The sequence below is a fragment of the Nocardia alba NBRC 108234 genome (assembly GCF_001612665.1).
Taxonomy (GTDB): domain Bacteria; phylum Actinomycetota; class Actinomycetes; order Mycobacteriales; family Mycobacteriaceae; genus Nocardia; species Nocardia alba.
The window spans coordinates 1-18,732 of record NZ_BDAX01000008.1 but is presented as its reverse complement, the minus strand read 5'-3'; the positions used below and the strand labels follow the sequence as shown (position 1 = coordinate 18,732).

At 69.1% G+C, this 18,732-nt stretch carries 20 protein-coding genes; 15 read left to right on the top strand and 5 right to left on the bottom strand.

Translation table 11 applies throughout. The features are described from left to right. The first annotated feature begins 10 nt into the window (after positions 1 to 10). The 8 genes from NA12_RS10185 (at position 11) to NA12_RS10150 (ending at position 7,188) form a co-directional block, all read left to right on the top strand. Positions 11 to 1,117 carry an alcohol dehydrogenase catalytic domain-containing protein gene (locus NA12_RS10185; protein WP_067448720.1) on the top strand — a complete coding sequence of 369 codons (1,107 nt, stop codon included), beginning with the start codon at positions 11 to 13 and terminating at the stop codon, positions 1,115 to 1,117. A gap of 93 nt (positions 1,118 to 1,210) precedes the next feature. Beyond that, positions 1,211 to 1,957 carry a 4-hydroxy-tetrahydrodipicolinate reductase gene (gene dapB / locus NA12_RS10180; RefSeq protein WP_067448718.1) on the top strand — a complete coding sequence of 249 codons (747 nt, stop codon included), beginning with the start codon at positions 1,211 to 1,213 and terminating at the stop codon, positions 1,955 to 1,957. Next, positions 1,954 to 2,451, top strand: coding sequence for a hypothetical protein (locus tag NA12_RS10175; RefSeq protein ID WP_067448716.1), 498 nt, complete (start codon positions 1,954 to 1,956; stop codon positions 2,449 to 2,451). The genes dapB and NA12_RS10175 overlap by 4 nt, the downstream gene beginning before the upstream one ends. A gap of 7 nt (positions 2,452 to 2,458) precedes the next feature. After that, positions 2,459 to 2,911, top strand: coding sequence for a flavodoxin family protein (locus tag NA12_RS10170; RefSeq protein ID WP_067448714.1), 453 nt, complete (start codon positions 2,459 to 2,461; stop codon positions 2,909 to 2,911). Between the two features lie 125 nt (positions 2,912 to 3,036). Then, positions 3,037 to 3,711 (top strand): response regulator transcription factor, encoded by a 675-nt coding sequence (locus tag NA12_RS10165; RefSeq protein WP_084472625.1) that lies wholly within the window; start codon positions 3,037 to 3,039, stop codon positions 3,709 to 3,711. Then, positions 3,708 to 4,922, top strand: a complete 1,215-nt coding sequence (locus tag NA12_RS10160) for a sensor histidine kinase (protein WP_165914745.1) — start codon at positions 3,708 to 3,710, stop codon at positions 4,920 to 4,922. Before NA12_RS10165 ends, NA12_RS10160 begins: the two co-directional genes overlap by 4 nt. After that, positions 4,922 to 5,947, top strand: a complete 1,026-nt coding sequence (locus NA12_RS10155) for a DUF8320 family protein (RefSeq protein WP_067448876.1) — start codon at positions 4,922 to 4,924, stop codon at positions 5,945 to 5,947. Before NA12_RS10160 ends, NA12_RS10155 begins: the two co-directional genes overlap by 1 nt. A gap of 41 nt (positions 5,948 to 5,988) precedes the next feature. Beyond that, positions 5,989 to 7,188: a winged helix-turn-helix domain-containing protein gene (locus NA12_RS10150; RefSeq protein WP_067448707.1), complete on the top strand. Its 1,200-nt coding sequence runs from the start codon at positions 5,989 to 5,991 to the stop codon at positions 7,186 to 7,188. 14 nt (positions 7,189 to 7,202) lie between these two features. Here the strand turns inward: NA12_RS10150 and NA12_RS10145 are convergent, their stop codons facing one another. Continuing rightward, positions 7,203 to 7,649 carry a hypothetical protein gene (locus NA12_RS10145; protein ID WP_067448705.1) on the bottom strand — a complete coding sequence of 149 codons (447 nt, stop codon included), beginning with the start codon at positions 7,647 to 7,649 and terminating at the stop codon, positions 7,203 to 7,205. Between the two features lie 114 nt (positions 7,650 to 7,763). Between NA12_RS10145 and dapA the strand changes: the two genes are divergently transcribed. Next, a complete protein-coding gene (dapA, locus tag NA12_RS10140; protein WP_067448703.1) occupies positions 7,764 to 8,672 on the top strand; it encodes a 4-hydroxy-tetrahydrodipicolinate synthase in 909 nt (302 codons plus the stop codon). Beyond that, complete coding sequence (locus NA12_RS10135) at positions 8,669 to 10,744, top strand: ribonuclease J (protein WP_067448701.1); 2,076 nt, start codon at positions 8,669 to 8,671, stop codon at positions 10,742 to 10,744. Before dapA ends, NA12_RS10135 begins: the two co-directional genes overlap by 4 nt. An 81-nt stretch (positions 10,745 to 10,825) precedes the next feature. Here the strand turns inward: NA12_RS10135 and NA12_RS10130 are convergent, their stop codons facing one another. Then, positions 10,826 to 11,392: a WKL family lipoprotein gene (locus tag NA12_RS10130; protein ID WP_243654682.1), complete on the bottom strand. Its 567-nt coding sequence runs from the start codon at positions 11,390 to 11,392 to the stop codon at positions 10,826 to 10,828. 23 nt (positions 11,393 to 11,415) lie between these two features. Next, on the bottom strand, positions 11,416 to 11,799 hold the full coding sequence (locus NA12_RS10125; RefSeq protein WP_243654812.1) for a DUF4189 domain-containing protein: 384 nt from the start codon (positions 11,797 to 11,799) through the stop codon (positions 11,416 to 11,418). A 298-nt stretch (positions 11,800 to 12,097) separates the two neighbouring features. Here NA12_RS10125 and NA12_RS10120 point away from each other — a divergent pair, with 298 nt between their 5' ends. After that, a complete protein-coding gene (locus NA12_RS10120; RefSeq protein ID WP_067448871.1) occupies positions 12,098 to 14,644 on the top strand; it encodes a DNA translocase FtsK in 2,547 nt (848 codons plus the stop codon). A gap of 424 nt (positions 14,645 to 15,068) precedes the next feature. Beyond that, entirely contained in the window at positions 15,069 to 16,046 is a 978-nt protein-coding gene (locus tag NA12_RS10115; protein ID WP_067448690.1) for a TerC family protein, read from the top strand. Between the two features lie 56 nt (positions 16,047 to 16,102). Here the strand turns inward: NA12_RS10115 and NA12_RS10110 are convergent, their stop codons facing one another. Then, positions 16,103 to 16,387 carry a YciI family protein gene (locus NA12_RS10110; RefSeq protein ID WP_067448688.1) on the bottom strand — a complete coding sequence of 95 codons (285 nt, stop codon included), beginning with the start codon at positions 16,385 to 16,387 and terminating at the stop codon, positions 16,103 to 16,105. A gap of 29 nt (positions 16,388 to 16,416) precedes the next feature. Then, positions 16,417 to 16,971 (bottom strand): amino-acid N-acetyltransferase, encoded by a 555-nt coding sequence (locus tag NA12_RS10105; RefSeq protein ID WP_067448686.1) that lies wholly within the window; start codon positions 16,969 to 16,971, stop codon positions 16,417 to 16,419. Positions 16,972 to 17,226: 255 nt separating this feature from the next. Here NA12_RS10105 and pgsA point away from each other — a divergent pair, with 255 nt between their 5' ends. The 3 genes from pgsA to NA12_RS10090 form a co-directional block, all read left to right on the top strand. Beyond that, a complete protein-coding gene (gene pgsA, locus NA12_RS10100; protein ID WP_174551067.1) occupies positions 17,227 to 17,862 on the top strand; it encodes a CDP-diacylglycerol--glycerol-3-phosphate 3-phosphatidyltransferase in 636 nt (211 codons plus the stop codon). Beyond that, entirely contained in the window at positions 17,859 to 18,365 is a 507-nt protein-coding gene (locus tag NA12_RS10095) for a CinA family protein (RefSeq protein WP_067448867.1), read from the top strand. Before pgsA ends, NA12_RS10095 begins: the two co-directional genes overlap by 4 nt. A gap of 91 nt (positions 18,366 to 18,456) precedes the next feature. Then, on the top strand, positions 18,457 to 18,732 hold a 276-nt coding region (locus NA12_RS10090), incomplete at its 3' end, for a helix-turn-helix domain-containing protein (RefSeq protein WP_131817101.1).

The following is an 18,732-nucleotide window of genomic DNA, read 5'->3' as shown; positions in this document are numbered from 1 at the left end:
CGTCGCGAGCATGAGGATTCGTGGAGCCGTTCTGGAACGGATCGCCGACCCGGCGCCCTTCGCCGATTCGCGGCCGATCACCGTGTGTGACCTGGAATTGGACGAACCGGGCCGGGGTGAATTGCTGGTGCGCATCGAAGCGGCCGGGCTGTGCCACTCGGATCTGTCTGTGGTGGACGGCAATCGGGTGCGTCCGGTGCCGATGCTGCTCGGCCACGAAGCCGCCGGCATCGTGGAATCGGTGGGGGCCGGTGTCAGCGATGTGGGGCTCGGGCAGCGGGTCGTGATGACATTCCTGCCGCGCTGCGGCGACTGCCCCGGCTGTGCGAGCAACGGGCGCACGCCCTGCGGGCCGGGCAGCGTGGCCAACAACGAGGGCGAGCTGCTCGGCGGTGGGCGACGGCTCACCCGCGATGGTGCGGTGGTGCAGCACCACCTCGGTGTGTCCGGCTTCGCCACCCACGCGGTGGTGGATCGGCGCTCGGTGGTCCCGGTGGACGACGATGTGCCGCCCGAGGTGGCGGCGGTGCTCGGCTGCGCGGTGCTCACCGGGGGTGGGGCGCTGCTCAACGCCGCGAAACCCGTTGTGGGAGATCGCATCATGGTGGTCGGGCTCGGCGGCGTCGGGATGGCGGCCGTGCTCGTCGCGGTCTCGCTCGGCCTCGGCGAGGTGATCGCCGTCGACACGGTTCCCGAAAAGCTTTCGCTGGCCCGCGAATTCGGTGCCACGGCGGCCTGCACGCCGGGTGAGATCGCGGAGCAGGGCGTGCGGGCCGAGGTGGTGATCGAAGCGGCGGGTAACGTGCGCGCGTTCGAAACCGCCGTGGCCGCGACAGCACCCGGTGGCGTCACCGTGACGGTCGGCCTGCCCGCACCGACTGCCACCGCCACGATCTCGCCGCTGGCGCTGGTCGCGCAGGGCCGCACCATCATCGGCAGCTATCTCGGCTCCGCCGTCCCCGAGCGCGACATTCCCGAATACGTGCGGCGATGGCGCGAAGGCACGCTGCCGCTGGAACGGCTCGTCTCCGCGCGCATCGGCCTCGACCAGGTGAATCAGGCGATGGACGATCTCGCGGCGGGCGCGGCGCTACGGCAGGTCATCGTCTTCGACTGACGCCGTGCCGAGGGCGCGGAGGTCGCCGCCGTGGCCTCGTCGGCTGCTCGATAGGCTGGCACGAGCAAGCTGAGTCGAGGACGAGGAGATGCGGTGACCATTCGGGTCGGAGTGCTCGGTGCGGGCGGCAAGGTCGGGCAGGCGATCTGCGCGGCGGTGGAGGCGGCGCCCGATCTGGAGCTGGTGGCGCAGGTCGACAAGGGTGACGCGCTCGAGACGTTCACCGAGGCGGGCACCCAGGTGGTCGTCGATTTCACCCATCCCGATGTGGTGATGGGCAACCTGAAGTTCCTGATCGAGAACGGCATCCACGCGGTGGTCGGCACCACCGGCTTCGACGAGACCCGCCTCGCCGAGGTGCGCGCGCAGTTGACGCAGCGGCCGGAGGTGGGCGTGCTGATCGCGCCTAACTTCGCCATCGGCGCCGTGCTGTCGATGCGTTTCGCCGAGCAGGCGGCACGGTTCTTCGACTCGGTCGAGGTCATCGAATTGCACCACCCGAACAAGGCCGACGCCCCCTCCGGCACCGCCTATCGCACCGCCGCGGTGATCGCCGCGGCCCGCGCCGCGGCCGGAGTCGGGATCAGCCCCGACGCGACCACCACCGAACTCGAGGGTGCCCGCGGCGCCGACGTCGACGGTGTGCGGGTGCACTCGGTGCGCGTGGCCGGGCTCGTCGCCCACCAGGAGGTGCTGTTCGGCACCCAGGGCGAGACCCTCACCATCCGCCACGACTCCATCGACCGCTCCTCGTTCGCCCCCGGCGTGCTGCTCGGGGTGCGCGAGATCGCCGGCCGGCCGGGTCTGACCGTCGGACTCGACCCGTTCCTGGATCTGTGAGCGACTCCGACGCGGGGCGAGGCGATCGGCAGGTCCTGAAAACCGTTGCGGTGGTGGTGTTCCTGGTCATCGCGCTGCTGTTCTACTTCGTGCGGCTCGGCGGGCTCGCCATCGCCTATATCGCCGACGGCGGGTTCGCCGGCATCACGATCGGCATCGGCATGCTGCTGCTGCCCTTGGTGGGTCTCTGGATCCTGTGGGCCACCCTGAGCGCGGCGTTCGCCCATCAACGGCTGGCCCGGCGTATCCACGAGGAAGGCCTGGAGGTCGACACCTCGCACCTGCCGCGCCGACCCTCCGGCCGGATCGAACGCGGCGCGGCCGACGCCCTGTTCGCCGAGATCAAGACCGAATGGGAAGCCGACCCGGACAACTGGCGATCCTCCTACCGGCTGGCCCGCGCCTACGACTACGCCGGTGACCGAGGCCGCGCCCGCGACACCATGCGCCGCGCGGTGGCACTGGAAAAACTGGAACGCGACCCAGGAGAGTAGCGAGCCCATGGCCCGGTTGCTGATCATCCACCACACCCCGTCCCCGCACACCCAGGCGATGTTCGAAGCGGTCCTCGCCGGCGCGAGCGACCCGGAGATCGAGGGGGTCGAGGTGGTGCGCCGGGCCGCCCTGGCGGTGACCGCCGTCGACGTGCTCGACGCCGACGGTTATCTGCTCGGCACCCCGGCCAACCTCGGCTACATGAGCGGCGCCCTCAAACACGCCTTCGACACCATCTACTACCCGTGCCTCGACTCGACCGGCGGGCGCCCCTACGGCGTCTATCTGCACGGCAACGAAGGCACCGAGGGCGCCGAGAACAGCGTGGAGCGCATTACCTCCGGGCTGGGCTGGCAGCGCGCCGCCGCGGCGGTCGTGGTCTCGGGCCCGCCGAGCAAGGCCGATCTGGAGAAATGCTGGGAGCTCGGCGCGACCATCGCCGCTGGTCTGATGGATTAGCTGATCGCGACAGCGGGCCCGCCCCGAATTCTGGTGGGCTGACAGGCGGGCTCGGAATGCGGTAGAACTCGACCGACGTGTTGCGGGCTGGCCGCGGTGGGTGTTCGACGAGGGGGAGTGGTCGGGTGAGCGAGTTGGCGCAGACGCGCACGGTGCGACGGGTCGGTCTGGTGGAGGACCACGAGTCCGTGGCGATCGGGTTGGCGGCCATGCTCGGGCCCGAACCCGATCTGGAACTGGTGGCGGTGGCGGAGTCCGTCTCCGGGTTGCTCGCCGAGACCACCGATCTCGACCTCGTGGTGCTCGATCTGCGCCTGCCCGACGGCTCGACGCCCGAGGACAATGTCACCGCGCTGCGCGAACACGAGATCGAGGTGCTGGTGTTCACCGGCGCCGACAACGCCTTCCTGGTCCGGTCCGCCGCCAAGGCGGGTGTGCTCGGAGTGCTGCGCAAGTCCGAGAGCGTGGCGACCGTGGTCGAGGCGGTGCGCCGGGCCGCATCGGGCGAACAGGTGGTGACCACCGACTGGGCCGCCGCCATCGACGGTGATCCCAAGCTCTCCGACGTCGGGCTCAGCCCGCGGCAGGAGGAGGTGCTGATGCTGTACGCCTCGGGCGAGAAGGCCTCCCGGGTGGCCCGGCTGACCGGTCTGTCGGAACAGACCGTCAACGACTACCTCGGCCGTATCCGGCAGAAATACGCCGACGCGGGCCGCCCCGCGCCGACCAAGACCGATCTGTACAAACGGGCCGTCGAGGACGGATGGCTGCCCGTGCCGGAGAGGCGACCGGCCACGTGAGTGAGCTCGCGGTCGCGACGGCGCCCGCACCGGTCGACGACATCGAATTCTCGCGCGCGGCGACCGAACAGATCCTGCGCAGGCTCGGGCTGGTGATCGGGACCGGCGCCACGATCGTGATGGGTCTGGAACTGCCCGCGGTGCTGGTGCAGCCGGTCAATCAGTCGGTGTGGCCGGAACTGCACCTCGTGTCGGCGTATCTGACGTTCGCCGTGCTGGCGATCGTGTCGGCGCGCGGCCCCGCCGGCGCGATCCGGCGCACCGCCGCCGTGGCCGCCATGTGCTACCTCGCGGCCACCGTGGCGACGCCGCTGGTGTACTCGGTGGTGCACATCGGTTCGTTCGCCTCGTGGCCCTATCGAGGGCTCGCGGTCGGGGTGATGGCCGCGGGGCTGGCGTGGCCACGACGCGGCGCGGCCGCGTTCGGTGCCCTGCTCGCGGTGGCGACCAGTGTGTCGAATTCCCTTGTGGTGCCGGACAGTTCGATGTGGGCGTTGTTCGGCGACATCACCCGGGCGCTCGGGGTGGCCGCGTTGTTCCTGTGGTGCGTGGTGTACGCGCGGGCCGCCGCCGAGCGGGTCGACCGGGAGTCGGTCCGCCGGCGCAGCCGAGCGGCGGCGGTCGCGGCGACCTCGGCCAGAGAACGCGAGGGCGCGCGTTTCGCCGCGCTCATCCACGACGCGGTGCTCTCGACGCTGCTGGAGGCCTCGCGGGCGCGGCAGTCCTCGTCGGTGCTGCGCAACCAGGCCGCGCGCACCCTCGAACAGCTCGAACTGTCGCGGACCGCGCCCGAGATCGAACACCTCGACGCCGCCGCCGCGATCGAATTCGTGCGCGAGGCGGTGCGTGAGGTGGAATCCGAGATGTCGGTGCAGGTGTCCTCGCGGCGCGCGTCGGACCTGTGCCTACCGATCGAGGCCGCGCAGGTACTGGGAGCCGCGCTCTCGGAGGCGGTGCGCAACAGCGTGCGCCACGCCGACGTCGCCGGTCGAACCGTGCGGCGCGGGGTGTCGGTCACCATCGCGACCGGCGGGATCCGGGTGGTGCTCTCCGATGACGGCGCCGGGTTCGACCCGGCGCGGGTGCCGGTCGACCGGATGGGGATCGCGGGCAGCATCCTGGGCCGGATGCGCGCGCTCGCCGGTGGCGCGGCGTTCGTGGAATCGGCGCCGGGCGCGGGAACCGTGGTGACTCTGGTGTGGGGGAGTTGATGGTCGATCGGGATCTGCCGTTCGCGATGCGCGACCTGTTCGGGCCCAGCGACGGCACGGCGTGGCTGTTCGTGGTGATCTTCGAAGCCACCATCGTGATGTACCTGCGGGTGAATTTCGATATCGCGCCGCCCGCGGCCGCGGGCGGCGCGCTGGTGCTGATGGCCGTGGCCGCGCTGGTGGTGCTGGTGGTCCCGGTGGACCCGCTGCCCTGGCAGGCCACGATCTTCGTGGCGTGCGCGGGACCTACCGCGATGGCGATCACCCTGCCGTGGCTCGAGAGTTCGTCTGGGTTCGCCCACCAGATGTGGACCGCCTATCCGACGTCGTATCTGCTGGCGATGCTGGTGCTGCGCGGGCGGATCGCGTCGGCCTGGCTCGGTGTGGCGGGTGCCGCGACGGTGCTGGTGACGATGGGGGCGTTCACCAGCTGGCATCCCGAAACCGTGGTGCGCGCGCTGACGCCGATCGCCACCGTCGGCGCGGTGACGGTGTTCATGTCGATCGTGGCACCCACGCAGCGCTCGCTGCGGGAGCTGCGCAGCGAGGCCAATCGCCGGGCGGCGACCGAGGCCGCGCTGGCCGCGGCCACCGCCGAGCGTGATCGTCAGCTCGGCGCGCTCGACCGCGTGGCCGGGCCACTGCTCGCCCGCATCGCCGCGGGGATCGAGCTCACCGCCGCCGAACGCGAACAGTGCAGGTTGCTCGAAGCCGAACTGCGCGACGGTCTTCGGGCGCCGCAGCTCGTCACCGACCGTCTCAGCGCCGCCGCTCGCGAGGCGCGATCGCGCGGCGTCGAGGTCACCCTGCTCGACGACGGCGGCTTTCTCGGGGTCCCGGAATGGGTGCGTCACCGGGTGATCGAGGCCGCGGTCGACGAACTGGCGATGGCGGGCGCGGGCTCGGTGACGGTGCGGGTGCTGCCGGTCGGTCGGCGCTGGGTGGCGACCGTGCTGGCCGCCGCGCCGGGCGGTGATCGGCGAACCGAGATCGACACCGCGGGCGAGGTCCGGGTCTCGACCTGAGCGCCGAGAAACCTGTCGGACCCCTGTGCCAGGCTGAGCGAATGCAGCGGATGAATGCGGCGCAGGCCCGGCGAACGGCGCTGGCCGCGCAGGGTTTCGGCAAGCGTAGACCGACCAACCCGAAGCGGCGGGCCGTGCTCGATGTGATCGCCAGAACCCGCCTGCTGCAAATAGATTCGGTCTCGGCGGTGGTCCGCGCGCACTACGCGCCGGTGTTCAGCCGGATCGGTCCCTACGATCGCAGCCTGCTCGACGGCGCCGCCTGGAGCGACAGCGCGAAGGCCCGACGGGGGCTGGTGGAGTACTGGGCGCACGAGGCGGCGCTGATCCCGGTCGCCGACTGGCCGCTGATGCGCTGGCGGATGGCGCAGTACCGGCACGGGCGCTGGTCGGGGATGCGCAAGGTCATCGACCGCAATCCCACGCTGGGCAAGGACATTCTCGATGTCGTCACCGAGGTGGGTGCGGCGAGCGCGGGGGAGATCGAACGTCATCTGGAACTGGACAAGCCGCGGGCAAAGGGGACCTGGTGGAACCTGAGCGACACGAAGATGATCTGCGAGCAGCTCTTCGCCGCCGGTGAACTGTCCACCGCCCGCCGCGTCGGATTCACCCGCCACTACGACCTCACCGAACGGGTCGTCCCGGCCGATGTGCGCGACCGGGAGATCGGCGAAGCCGACGCCGTGCGCGAGCTGATCCGCCGGGCAGGCCGGGCCCTCGGAGTCGGCACCGAGGCCGATCTGCGCGACTACTACCGGCTGGCCCGGCGCCAGAGCGCCCCCGCGATCGCCGAACTGGTCGACGCGGGCGAACTACTGCCGGTCGAGGTCGACGGCTGGGACGCGCCCGCCTACCTGCATCCCGAGGCAGCCACCCCGCGCCGGATCACCGGTACCGCGCTGCTGTGCCCGTTCGACCCGCTGATCTTCTTCCGCCCGCGCACCCAGCGGGTCTTCGACTTCCACTACCGCATCGAGATCTACACTCCCGAACCCAAACGGGTGCACGGCTATTACGTCTTCCCGCTGCTCGTCGACGGCAGGCTCGTCGGCCGGGTGGATCTGCGTGCCGAACGTGCCACCGGCCGACTACTCGCGCCCGGCGCGTTCGCCGAACCCGGCTACGCGACCGCCGAGACCGCCGAGGCGTTGCGCGGGGCGCTGCGGGAAATGGCCGACTGGCTCGAACTCGACGAAGTCGTTATCGGCGAACGCGGCGACCTGGCGCCCCTGCTGTGATCGTCGGGCGGCGCCTACCAGCCCTTGCCGCCGTATCCGCGCATCTGATCCTTCAGCGCGCCGCTGACGGCACCGGAGAGCCAGGAGTTGAGTGACTGCCCGTTCTGCTGGGCCGCCTCCTCCGCGCGCGACTTGAGCTGTTCGACCAAGCGCAGGGTTACCCGGCTGATGTCACCGGTCATTTCCTCGAAAGTCGGGGGTTCCTCCGCGCCCGAGGGCGTGTTCTTGCGCACGTCGGCCTTCGCGTCGGTGCCCTCCAGCCGGACGTGCACGGTGCGGTCACCGAGCTCGGTACTGATCTCGGCGGCCAGTTCCGACAGCGCCGACAGCAGCACCAGGCGGCTCGAACTCTCCACCGCGGCGGCGAGGGCGGCGGCGGTGGCCTGCGTTTTCTCGTCGCCGAGCGCGGCGGCGGCGATCAGTTCCTCGCGCAACCGCGCGGTATGAGCGTTCAGATCCATGACATCATTGTGACGTCATAAATGACATCACGCAAGGTCGGAAAGTCTCACCGGCAGCCGCTTCGGGCGCTAGGGTGTCGAGGCGCGTCCGGCGACCGGGTAGCCTTTCTGACCATGACGAACGGTGAATCGACGCCAACGGAGCTGCGCGCGTCCGGCACGGTCGGTGTCGCGATGGTGACCCCCTTCAGCGCTGCGGGCAAGCTCGACGTCGATGCCGGTGTCGCGCTGGCGGCACACCTGGTCGACCGTGGGGTCGACCTGCTGATCATCTCGGGAACCACCGGCGAATCGCCGACCACCACCGAAACCGAGAAGCACGATCTGCTGCGGGCGGTCGTCGACGGCGTCGGCGACCGGGCCACCGTGGTCGCGGGCGCGGGTACCTACGACACCGCGCATTCGATCGAATTGGCGCGTGCCGCGGAGAACGCGGGCGCACACGGTCTGCTCGTGGTGACCCCGTATTACTCGCGGCCCACTCAGGAGGGCCTGATCGCGCATTTCACCGCGGTCGCCGACGCCACCGCGCTGCCGATCACCCTCTACGACATTCCACCGAGGTCGGTGGTGCCTATCGCCATCGACACGATCCGGCGCCTTGCCGAGCATCCCAACATCGTCGCGGTGAAGGATGCCAAGGGCGATCTCGTCTCCGGAGCCGATCTCATCGCGACCACCGATCTGGATTTCTACTCCGGTGACGATGGACTGAATCTCCCCTGGCTCTCGGTCGGTGCGGTCGGATTCATCAGCGTCATCGGACATCTCGTGCCGGAGCGACTGCGCGAAATCCACCAGGCCTACACCGCCGGTGACGTGGCCGGAGCACGAGAGATCAACGCGACACTACTGCCGCTGTACGCGGCCATGACCCGCCTGGGAGGTGTGGCGATGTGTAAGGGAGGACTCCGATTGCTCGGCATCGACGTAGGTGAGCCCCGGTTGCCCCAGCTGATGCCGACGCAGGCACAGCTCGAGGAGCTGGCGCTGGACCTGCAGGCCGCGGGGGTGTCGGTATGACCGAACCCGTAGCCCGTAAGCCCCGTCGCCGCTCGGCATCGCGTGCCGCGGGCGCGCCGGCGCCGACACCGGTGGAGACCGTGCAGGCCGCCGCACCCGCGGTGCAGGAACCGGCCATCGCCGCGCCGATCGCCGAGGTCGCCGCCGAGGCGGACCTGGTCGCCGCCGCGGAGGTGGGCACCGAATCGCTGAGCGTCGCCGAAGAACGCGGCACCGCGAAGAAGACCGCGCCGCGCCGCGCCAGGACCAAGCCGGCCACCGAAGCCAAGACCAAGCAGGCCGAAGCCAAGACCAAGCCCGCCGCCGAGCAGACCCGCGGGGGCGGTCGTGGCAGGCAGGGCGGCGGTCGCGGTCGCGGTTCGGCGCCGGTGGCGGAGCCGCGCGAGAAGGCAGCCCACGACAAGCTCGGCGCGCCGCCGAAGCTGGTGAAGAACGGGCTTCGCCTGTTCGCGCTGGGTGGCATCGGCGAAATCGGTCGCAACATGACCGTGTTCGAATACGGCGGCAAGCTGCTGATCGTCGACTGCGGCGTGCTGTTCCCCGAGGACCAGCAGCCCGGCGTCGACCTGATCCTGCCCGACTTCGGTCCCATCGAGGACCGGATGGACGACATCGTCGCCGTTGTGCTCACCCACGGTCACGAGGACCACATCGGCGCGGTGCCGTTCCTGCTGCGCCTGCGTCAGGACATCCCGGTGATCGGCGCCAAGTTCACCCTCGCCCTGGTCGCGGCGAAGGCGCGCGAACACCGCTTGCAGCCCAAGCTGCGCGAGGTCGCCGAGGGCGAGACCACGGTGCACGGCCCGTTCGAGCTCGAGTACTTCGCGGTCAACCACTCGATCCCCGACGCGCTCGCCGTTGCCATCCGCACGCCCGCGGGCGTGGTGCTGCACACCGGTGACATCAAGCTCGACCAGCTGCCGCTCGACGGTCGCCTCACCGACCTGGCCGGTTTCTCGCGGCTCGGCGACGAGGGTGTCGATCTGTTCCTGGTCGACTCCACCAACGCCGAGGTCCCCGGTTTCGTCACCCCCGAGCGTGAGATCGGCGGCGTGCTCGACAATGTGATCGGCAAGGCCACCAACCGCGTCATCGTGGCCTCCTTCGCCAGCCACGTGCACCGCATCCAGCAGGTTGTCGACGTCGCGCAGAAGTACAACCGCAAGGTCTGCTTCGTCGGCCGTTCGATGGTCCGCAATATGGAGATCGCGCAGGACCTCGGCTACCTCACGGTGCCCGACAATGTCGTGGTCACCCTCGACCAGGCCGCGAACCTGCCCGGCAACCGGCTGGTGCTGATCTCCACCGGTTCCCAGGGCGAGCCGCTCTCGGCGCTGTCGCGGATGGCGCGCGGCGAGCACCGCCAGATCAATATCCGCGCCGACGACCTGGTGGTGCTGGCGTCCTCGCTGATCCCCGGCAACGAGAACTCCGTGTTCGCCGTGGTCAACGGCCTGGCTCGGCTCGGCGCGACCGTGATCACCCAGCAGAACGCGAAGGTGCACGTCTCCGGCCACGCGTCCGCCGGTGAGCTGCTGTACCTGTACAACGCGGTGCGTCCGACCAACGCCATGCCCGTGCACGGCGAATGGCGGCACCTGCGCGCCAACGCCGCACTGGCCGTGGCGACCGGTGTCCCCGAGGAGCGGGTCATGCTGGCCGAGGACGGCGTCGTCGTCGACCTGGTCGACGGCATCGCCTCCATCGTCGGTCGCGTCCCGGTCGGACACGTCTACGTCGACGGCCTCTCCGTCGGCGACGTCGGCGAGTCGACCCTGTCGGACCGCCTGGTCCTGGGCGAGGGCGGTTTCATCTCGATCACCATCGTCATCGACTCGACCACCGGCAAGGCGGTGAGCACGCCCGAGCTCAACGGCCGCGGCTTCTCCGACGACCGGACCGCGCTCGACGGCGCGAACGAACTGGTCGAGGCGGAACTGCTGCGCCTGGCCGGTGAGGGCATCACCGACACCCACCGCATCGCCCAGGGCGTGCGCCGAGTGGTCGGCCGCTGGGTCGCCGACGTCTACCGTCGCCGCCCGATGATCGTGCCGACGGTCGTCGCCGTCTGATCGACAGATCGACGCGAAACCGCTGGGCGACCTTGTCGCCCAGCGGTTTTCCCGTTTCCGGGACCGGTATTCGGCCGGGACTCAGGCTTGACAGGCCGCGGAGTCGAGCTTCGCCGACTTCACGATGTTGCACGCGAACACGTGCGATACCTTCCAGGAATCGTCCTCGGCGACGAAGTCGACGAAGGCGTCCTTGACCGCGGTGCCGTCGATCGTGACATCGGCGTTCGCCTTGAGCTTGCCGTCGGCGGGGTCACCGACCGTGGTGATGGCGACCTTGACGTTGTTCTTCTTGGCCGCCTCGACGAATTTGTCGACCAGCATCGGATCCTGATCGGCATCCTCGATATAGGTCTTCTTCTCGTCACCGGTGAGCTGACCTGTGAGCGCCTTGGTCAACCGGGCGTTCAGCTCGGCAGCGGTCGGCTTGGGCAGGTTGGGCACCGTGGTCGCCGCGGGCTCGCCGCCCTCTTCCTTGCCCGACTTCGCATCGCCTGTTTCGAAGGCGCCGCCCTTGCTGGTGGTGGTTTCCGCGCTCTTGCTGGTCGAGTCGGTGTCGGAACTGCACGCGCTGAGGCCGAGCGCCGCGACGATCGCGACGAGTGCGGCAGCGGTTTTCATCGAACGGTTGTTCACTACAACTCCCATGATCATGGTCGAAACGGGTCGGGCTAGAGCTGGTAGCCGCTGGTGCAGTTCCAGTGCTTGATGTAGGCGTTGCCCGGATTGTTGTTCAGCGCTTCGCGTTTCGCGCCGCCGATCGTCGACGCGGAGCCGTAGCTCCACCACCCGCGCGAGATCGCGATGGCACCACACCCGTTGCGGTAGGACACCTTCACATCGCATCCGCCACCGCCGCCGCCACGCCGGCAGGCCGCCATGGCACCGGCCTCGGCATCGGCGTAGCTGCCGTAGTCGGTGGCGTATCCGTAAACCCCCGGTTTGACCGACACCGCGATGGCGCCGTAGTTGCCCGACTGCGCCTGGGCCGGTGCGATGTGCCCCGCGAACACTGCGGCTGCGGTAGCGCCCAGCACGGCCGCGCTGGTGAGCATTCTCTTCACTTGTAGAGTCCCCTTCATAATGCACGGGTCGACGACCCGATAGAGCGTCGTCAACGTACCGAGGGTGACCGCGCCCGCGCCAGCCATCCGGGCCCGTCAGCGCCCGAATCAGTGGCGATCGACAAGGATTCCGCAAGTTCGAACCCGCGAAACGCGGTTCTCGGCGAGATTTCCCCGCGCTGACCGGGGCGCTGCGACCTGCGCATCCACCCTGGATCATCGCGGCGAGCGCGGTGGGACCAGTGTTGCGGATGGTCTCGGAGGTGTTCGAGCGACTAGCCTGATGGTCATGGCAGGTAAGTCCCGCAGCACCACGACCTCTCGTGCGCGGGCGGGATCGACCAGGGGGCGGACGCCGGCGGCGCGGTCTCGTGCGGCGACCCCGCGAGCGACCGCGGCTCCGCGTGGCCGCACCACGCCCGTGCGCGGGCCGGTCAAACGCGCGTCCACCACCGCGCCGCTGGCGGTGATCAGCCGTGGCATCGGCAGCGGCTGGACCATGCTCGCGCGCGGAGTCGGCGCCACCACCCGCACGCTGAGCCGGGCGGGGGAACTCGACCACGGGCATCGACGCGACGGCATCGGCTTGGCGCTCATCGCGTTGAGCGCGATCATCGCCGCCGCGATGTGGTTGTCGGCGGGCGGGCCGGTCGGCCGCTTCCTCGAAGACATCGTGCGGGCGATCGCCGGTTCCGCGGCCGCGCTCGCGCCGATTCTGCTGGTCGCGCTCGCGGTGGTGCTGATGCGCACCGAACCGCAGCCGGAGATCCGGCCGCGACTGGTCCTCGGTGGGCTGCTCGTGGTGCTGCCCGCCCTCGGCGTGTGGCATCTGGCGGCCGGTTCCCCCACCGACGCGGACGGGCGCGCCACGGCGGCCGGTGCGCTCGGCTACGCGATCGGTGGACCGCTGGGTCAGGGCCTCACGCCCTGGCTCGCGCTGCCGATCCTGCTGCTGGCCATCATGTTCGGCGTCCTGCTGCTCACCGGCACCACCGTGCGTGAGGTGCCTGCCAAGCTGCGCGACTACTTCGGCCTCGGTGACTACGCCGACGACGGCGACCCCTACGACCCGGCCAACTACGACGCCGACGGATTCCCGGTGCACCGCGACCGACCCCGTCGCCGTGGCCGCAACCCCGACGACAACTACCCGGCCGACGAGTTCGGCGGTTCCGACGCGGTCACCGAATCGCTGGGCGAACCACCACTGCGCGATGCCAAGCCGATCGACGAACCGCCCGCGCCCGCACCGAAACCGGCGCGCAAGCGGCCGGTGGTCAAGCCGGTCGATCAGACCCCGCCGCCGCCACCGGAACCGGAGTTCGTCACCGATCGTGTCGTCGACGGGGACTACACGCTGCCCCCGCTGACCCTGCTGCTCGACGGTGATCCGCCCAAGAAGCGTTCGGCGGCCAACGAATCGATGATCGAGGCGATCACCGAGGTGCTGGTGCAGTTCAAGATCGACGCCGCGGTCACCGGCTTCGTGCGCGGCCCCACCGTCACCCGCTACGAGGTGGAGCTCGGGCCCGGCGTCAAGGTCGAGAAGATCACCGCGCTGGCCCGCAACCTCGCCTACGCCGTCGCCACCGAGAACGTGCGCCTGCTCGCGCCCATCCCCGGGAAATCGGCGGTCGGCATCGAAGTGCCCAATGCCGACCGCGAATTGGTGCGCCTGGCCGACGTCCTCAAGTCGCCGCACACCCGCAACGATCACCATCCGCTGGTGATCGGTCTCGGCAAGAACATCGAGGGCGAGTTCGTCTCGGCGAACCTGGCCAAGATGCCGCACCTGCTGGTGGCCGGTTCCACCGGCTCGGGTAAGTCGAGTTTCGTGAACTCGATGCTGATCTCGCTGCTGCACCGGGCCACCCCCGAGGAGGTCAGGATGATCCTGATCGACCCGAAGATGGTGGAGCTCACGCCGTACGAGGGCATCCCGCACCTGATCACCCCCATCATCACCCAGCCCAAGAAGGCCGCCGCCGCGCTGGCCTGGCTGGTCGAGGAGATGGAACAGCGCTACCAGGACATGCAGGCCAACAAGGTCCGCCACATCGACGACTTCAACAAGAATGTGCGGTCGGGCAAGATCACCGCTCCGCTGGGCAGTGAACGCGTCTACCGGCCCTACCCCTACATCCTGGCGATCGTCGACGAGCTCGCCGACCTGATGATGACCGCGCCGCGTGACGTCGAGGACGCGATCGTGCGGATCACGCAGAAGGCCCGCGCCGCCGGTATCCATCTGGTGCTGGCCACCCAGCGACCGTCGGTGGACGTGGTGACCGGTCTGATCAAGACCAACGTGCCCTCGCGGCTGGCCTTCGCCACCTCCTCGCTCACCGACTCGCGCGTCATCCTGGACCAGCCGGGCGCGGAGAAGCTGATCGGCATGGGCGACGGCCTGTTCCTGCCGATGGGGCAGGGCAAGCCGACCCGTTTGCAGGGCGCGTTCATCTCCGACGAGGAGATCCATGCCGTCGTCGAGTTCAGCAAGACCCAGGCCGAACCCGAATACCAGGAGGGCGTCACCGCGGCCAAGGCCGGCGAGGTCAAGGACGTCGACCCCGACATCGGCGACGACATGGACGTGCTGCTGCAGGCGGTGGAGCTGGTGGTCACCTCTCAGTTCGGGTCGACCTCGATGCTGCAGCGCAAGCTGCGCGTCGGTTTCGCCAAGGCGGGACGGTTGATGGACTTGATGGAGACGCGCGGCGTGGTGGGACCCAGCGAGGGTTCCAAGGCGCGCGACGTGCTCATCAAGCCCGACGAGCTGGACGGTTTGCTGTGGTCGATCCGTGGCGGTGATCCCGGTGCGTCGCAGGACGACTGAGACCGTTCCCGGTTTGCTCTGACCGTGCCGGAAGCAGGCGGCGACGAACGAGGAGGGACCTGGCGCGGCTCATGGTCGGGGAACGGCCCTGAGTCGGGCCGAGTCGCCGGTCAGACGGTGAAGCGGGCGCGCGCGAGGCGGGTACCCGACATCACAGCACCGGGGCGGAGCCGGTGCATCGCGGTGGGGCGCTGAATCTGCGCGGTGGCTTCGTACACGGCTCGCTCCTCTCGGGGCTGTGGTCGGGGCATGCGGCGACGGTAGCAGCCGGTCGAGAACCGGCGAAAGAGCTTTTTCGTACGCGCGGCGGTGGCCGCTACCGTGGATGTGTGTGAAATCATGGCGGGCAATCGTTCCGCAAAGCCGACTGAAACGGACAATTCGGGCATGATGGCGTCATGAACTTCATCGATCGGACCACCACATGCAGGTGACCACGCTCGAGTGGGTGATCACCGGACTGGTGATCCTCGGCCTGTTCGTCTTCGACTTCTACGCCCACGTGCGCACCCCGCACGAGCCGACCTTCAAGGAATCGGGCATCTGGTCGGCCGTTTACATCACCTTGGCGCTGCTGTTCGGCCTGTTCGTCGCCTGGAAATGGGGCGGCACTTTCTCGGGGGAGTACTACGCGGGCTTCGTCACCGAGAAAGCGCTCTCGGTCGACAACCTGTTCATCTTCCTCATCATCATGAGCACCTTCGCCGTGCCGCGGATCTATCAGCAGAAGGTGCTGCTGATCGGCATCGTGCTGGCGTTGGCGATGCGCGGTGTGTTCATCGCGGTCGGCGCGGCCGCGATCAGCGCCTACAGCTGGGTGTTCTACCTCTTCGGCGCGTTCCTGATCTACACCGCGGTCAACCTGCTGCGCGAGAGCGGGCACGAGGTCGAACACGAACAGAAACGCGACAGCTACATCGTCAAGCTGGCCAAACGGATCCTGCCAACCACCGACGAGTACGACGGCGACAAGCTGATCACCAGGATCGACGGTAAACGGGTGGTGACGCCGCTGCTACTGGCCCTGCTGGCCATCGGTTTCGCCGACCTGCTGTTCGCGCTGGACTCGATTCCGGCGATCTACGGTCTCACCGAGGAGCCGTATCTGGTGTTCACCGCCAATGCCTTCGCGCTGATGGGCCTGCGACAGCTGTACTTCCTCATCGGTGGGCTGCTCGACCGACTGGTGTACCTGTCCTACGGTCTGGCCGCGATCCTGGCGTTCATCGGCGTGAAGCTGGTGCTGCACGCACTGCACGAGAACACGCTGTCGTTCATCAACGGCGGTGAGCACGTGAGCGTCCCGGAGATCTCCACGGTGGTCTCGCTGAGCGTGATCATCGGCATTCTGGTCATCGCGACGGTGGCGAGCTTGCTGCGCACCCGCCGCACCAACGCCTGACAACAGCGCTGCCCGCGACCCTCGCGGTCGCGGGCAGCGCTGTGTCCCGACGTCGGCTACTCGGCGAAGGCGCCCATCACCGGCAGCCACTCGACCACCCGGACGGCGTCGATCAGGTCGAGCTTCGCGAACGGATCATCGGTCAGCAGTTCGGTCAGCGTGGGCGCGTCCTCGGCGCGGAACAGCAGCAGCGCGCCCGTACCGTCGGGGTAGGGCCCGCTGCTGAGTAGCGTGCCCGCGTCGACGAGAGCGTTCAACCAGCCCCGATGCTCGGGTCGGTGGGTCGCGCGGTCGGCCGCCGTCGAGTCGGAGTAGGTGTAGTGGACAGCGAAGATCGGCACAGTCGATTTCTTTCTCGCGAGGGATTCTCTTACAGGGTCAGCAGCATGCGGGTATTGCCGAGGGTGTTCGGCTTGACGAAGCTGAGGTCGAGGAATTCGGCGACACCGGTGTCGTAGGAGCGGCACATCTCCGCGTACACCTCGGCCGTGACGGGCGTGCCGTCGATCTCGACGAAGCCGTGCCTGCCGAAGAAGTCCACCTCGAAAGTGAGCACGAACACCCGCTGCAACTGCAGTTCGCGGGCGACGGCCACCAGGTGCTCCACCACCGCGCCGCCGACTCCGCGACCCTTCACGACAGGATCCACCGCCACCGTGCGTACCTCGCCCAGATCGGCCCACAGCACGTGCAACGCGCCGCAGCCGACGACCTGTCCGTCGAGCTCGGCCACCCAGAACTCCTGCACCGATTCGTACAGCGTGACCAGGTTCTTCTCCAGCAGGATGCGGCCGGCGTACTCGTCGACCAGGCGCTTGATCTCGGGGACATCGGAGGTTCGCGCTCGTCGTACGACCACACCGGTGACAGGCGCGGCGGTACGCGCGTCGCTGGTCGGACTGCTCGAGGGTCCCCGTGAGGTCATGGGTGCACAGTAGTCGGCCCGGTTACCGATAGTCTGAACATGTGCCGCACATCCTGTCGCTCCGCTGCTCGCATCGCGCCGGGTTCGACGACCGGATCGCGCGGCGCCGATCATGCGAGCAAACAGTTCGCGAAATCGTTGAATTTCGGCGCAGTGCCGGTGAGTGCCGAGAGGGCAGCGCATGAACGGTCAGCGCCTGGGGGCGGTAACTCGCGGAGCCACGGACGGCGCGCGGTCCTGGCAAGAGGACAGGGCATGAGCGTGCGACCCGAGGAGATCGATCGCGGGTCGAGTGCGGTGACGCCGATGCACGGGGTGGCGGAGCCCCCGGTTCCGCTGCTCAACATCGCCAATGTGCTCACCATCGCGCGCATCGTGCTGGTGCCGCTGTTCGTGCTGGCGCTGTTCGCCGAGGGCGGGCACGACACCCGCTGGCGGGTCATCGCCGCGGCGGTATTCGGCCTGGCCGCGATCACCGACCGTTTCGACGGGCAACTGGCCCGCAAATACGGATTGGTCACCGATTTCGGGAAACTCGCCGACCCCATCGCGGACAAGGCGCTGATCGGTGCCGCGCTGATCGGGCTCTCGGTGCTCGGTGATCTGCCGTGGTGGATCACCCTGGTCATCTGCGGCCGCGAAATCGGCGTCACGCTGCTGCGACTGGTGGTCGTGCGGCGCGGGGTGATCCCGGCCGGACGCGGCGGCAAGCTCAAGACGCTGGTGCAGTCGGTGGCGATCGCGCTGCTGGTGCTGCCGCTGTCGGGCGTCTTCGCCACCGCAGGCATGTGGCTGATGTACCTGGCCGTGGCGCTGACGGTGATCACCGGCCTGGACTACGTGGGGCAGGCCGCCAGAGTATGGCTGGCGGGTGGACGGTCGCGCTCGTGAGCGATCCGCTCGTCGACGGTGCGCCGGTCGCCGAACTGGTCACGGCCCTGAACGCGGCGGGTCAGACCGTCGCCACGGCCGAATCGCTCACCGCGGGTCTGCTCGCGGCCACGGTGGCCGGAGTTCCCGGCGCCAGCGCCGTGCTGCGGGGCGGGTTGATCGTCTACGCCACCGACCTCAAGAGCCGGCTGGCCCGCGTCGACGACGACCTCCTGCGCACCGACGGACCGGTCGCGGCCTCGACCGCCGAACAGCTCGCGGTGGGGGCTCGCGAGCAGTGCGGCGCGGACTGGGGTCTCGGATTGACCGGGGTCGCCGGACCCGATTCCCAGGACGGGCATCCCGTCGGCACGGTATACCTCGGGTTGGCCGGTCCATGTCACAGCGAAGTGGTCCGGTTGAAACTGCGCGGTGACCGGTGGACGATCAGACTCGGTGCCGTGCACAGCGCGGTGCGTGAGCTGCTGCGCTGTGTGAATGTGGAGCCGGGCGGTGTGAAGTAGCCCGGTTCGGGAACCACCGGTTCATGCTCGACGTTGTGCCAGAAAGAGGTGAGCACCGCTACGGCGGTGACACGAGGTGGAGGAGAACGAGATGACGCTGCTGCGGGAGGCAATCGGGGACAGTCTGCGGCGTGCGCGTCTCGCCCAGCATCGAACGCTGCGCGAGGTATCGACTTCGGCGCGCGTGAGCCTCGGCTATCTGTCGGAAGTGGAGCGCGGCCGCAAGGAAGCCTCCAGTGAACTGCTCGCCAGCATCTGCGAGGCGCTGGATGTGCCACTCTCGCGCGTGCTCTGGGATGTGAGCACCCTGATGGCGGGAGCCGACGGCTCCGCGCCGCGCGAACCCGCGCTGACCGGCCCCGCCGCC

What these genes read in the sequence shown, in the direction of transcription:
- NA12_RS10185 (WP_067448720.1), top strand. Translation starts at nt 11, where the DNA reads ATGAGGATTCGTGGAGCCGTTCTGGAACGGATCGCCGACCCGGCGCCC.
- NA12_RS10170 (WP_067448714.1), top strand. Translation starts at nt 2,459, where the DNA reads ATGGCCCGGTTGCTGATCATCCACCACACCCCGTCCCCGCACACCCAG.
- NA12_RS10155 (WP_067448876.1), top strand. Translation starts at nt 4,922, where the DNA reads ATGGTCGATCGGGATCTGCCGTTCGCGATGCGCGACCTGTTCGGGCCC.
- NA12_RS10150 (WP_067448707.1), top strand. Translation starts at nt 5,989, where the DNA reads ATGCAGCGGATGAATGCGGCGCAGGCCCGGCGAACGGCGCTGGCCGCG.
- NA12_RS10145 (WP_067448705.1), bottom strand. Translation starts at nt 7,649, where the DNA reads ATGGATCTGAACGCTCATACCGCGCGGTTGCGCGAGGAACTGATCGCC.
- dapA (WP_067448703.1), top strand. Translation starts at nt 7,764, where the DNA reads ATGACGAACGGTGAATCGACGCCAACGGAGCTGCGCGCGTCCGGCACG.
- NA12_RS10135 (WP_067448701.1), top strand. Translation starts at nt 8,669, where the DNA reads ATGACCGAACCCGTAGCCCGTAAGCCCCGTCGCCGCTCGGCATCGCGT.
- NA12_RS10130 (WP_243654682.1), bottom strand. Translation starts at nt 11,392, where the DNA reads ATGGGAGTTGTAGTGAACAACCGTTCGATGAAAACCGCTGCCGCACTC.
- NA12_RS10125 (WP_243654812.1), bottom strand. Translation starts at nt 11,799, where the DNA reads ATGCTCACCAGCGCGGCCGTGCTGGGCGCTACCGCAGCCGCAGTGTTC.
- NA12_RS10120 (WP_067448871.1), top strand. Translation starts at nt 12,098, where the DNA reads ATGGCAGGTAAGTCCCGCAGCACCACGACCTCTCGTGCGCGGGCGGGA.
- NA12_RS10115 (WP_067448690.1), top strand. Translation starts at nt 15,069, where the DNA reads ATGCAGGTGACCACGCTCGAGTGGGTGATCACCGGACTGGTGATCCTC.
- NA12_RS10105 (WP_067448686.1), bottom strand. Translation starts at nt 16,971, where the DNA reads ATGACCTCACGGGGACCCTCGAGCAGTCCGACCAGCGACGCGCGTACC.
- pgsA (WP_174551067.1), top strand. Translation starts at nt 17,227, where the DNA reads ATGAGCGTGCGACCCGAGGAGATCGATCGCGGGTCGAGTGCGGTGACG.